The sequence below is a fragment of the Actinophytocola xanthii genome (assembly GCF_001921205.1).
Taxonomy (GTDB): Bacteria; Actinomycetota; Actinomycetes; order Mycobacteriales; family Pseudonocardiaceae; genus Actinophytocola; species Actinophytocola xanthii.
In genome coordinates this window covers 1-784 of the sequence record NZ_MSIE01000188.1, presented here as the reverse complement: position 1 = coordinate 784, position 784 = coordinate 1, and the positions used below count along the sequence as shown (strand labels likewise).

The 784-nt window shown below is 76.8% G+C and carries 1 protein-coding gene; it reads right to left on the bottom strand.

Features of this window, described 5'->3' with window-relative positions; genetic code table 11:
- Positions 1-61: 61 nt before the first annotated feature.
- Positions 62-784, bottom strand: a 723-nt coding sequence (locus BU204_RS37860) for a LysR family transcriptional regulator (RefSeq protein WP_075130586.1), incomplete at its 5' end; no start/stop codon positions are given.

Genomic DNA, 784 nt, shown 5'->3' with positions numbered 1-784 from the left:
TCCTCGGCGACCGCGACGAAGTACGCCAGCTCGCGGCTGTCCATGCTCGTGCCGGTACCGCTCATGCCGGCGCCGCCGCTCGGCGGGCCACCTCGAGGGCGGTCCGGACGAACGCCGCGAGCGCCGTCGAGCGGCTCTGCTCGGGCCAGGCCACCAGCAGTGTCGTCGGGGCGGCGTCGAGTACGGGGACGGTGACGAGGGTGTCGGGCAGCTGCGGACGGGCGGAGGCGGGGAGGACGGCGATCGTGCGGCCGAGGGTGACCAGCTGGGCGAGCTGGGCAGCCTCGCGGATGAGTGGGCCGCCGCCCGGCTGGTCGGGGAGGTAGCGGGGCAGGGTCTCGCCGGCCAGGTCGGCCATCCGGACCGCCGGCCGCCCGGCCAGCCGGTGCGCCCGGGGCAGGACGGCCACCTGCTCCTCGACGAGCAGCCGTTCGCTGTCCAGCCCGGTGGTGTCGTCGTAGGGGAGGTGGAGCATGGCCACGTCGGCGGTGCCGTCGCGCAGCAGGCCCTCCTGCTCGCCGATCCCGCAGACGAGGACGTCGACCTCGACCGCGTCCGGGAGGGCGGCGAACCGGGCGAGGGTGGGTTCGAGCAGTCCGGCGTCGCCGCCGGGCTTGGTGACGCACACCAGTCGCGCCGGCGTACGAGCTGCGCGCCGTGCTCGGGTCGCGGCGGCGTCCAGCGCGGCGAGCGCCCGCCGCCCGTCCTCGAGCAGGACCCGCCCGGCCGGGGTCAGCTGGACGCTGCGGCTGGTGCGGGTGAGCAGGGTGACGCCGAGCCGTCG